This window comes from Dellaglioa sp. CoH-55-MRSF-7 (genome assembly GCF_056782235.1).
In genome coordinates this window covers 1-259 of sequence record NZ_JBXAYI010000179.1, presented here as the reverse complement: position 1 = coordinate 259, position 259 = coordinate 1, and the positions used below count along the sequence as shown (strand labels likewise).

At 53.7% G+C, this 259-nt stretch carries 1 protein-coding gene; it reads left to right on the top strand.

Annotated elements, in window-relative coordinates:
* Nucleotides 1-259: hypothetical protein (locus tag AC1RPU_RS08325; protein WP_481769700.1), on the top strand; the 259-nt coding region annotated here is incomplete at both ends.

The window sequence follows — 259 nt, the reverse complement described above, 5'->3', positions numbered from 1 at the left end:
GGCCGTAAACGCCAGCGGCAAAGTAAAGGTAATGGCCAATGCGGTGTTAGAAAAGCCCGTTTCGGATTTGACCCGGTTCGGGCCCTCCCGCACCGAATTCTTGGCAGAACTAAAAAGATGGGTTGATCTGTACAAACCGGACGGCTTCGTTGCGGAACGCTTCATGACGCGCGGTATCCAATCTATGGGCACCACCATCGAAATGGTCAGCGTCATGATCGGTCTACTGGCAGGCACCTATCCGGATATACCGATGCTA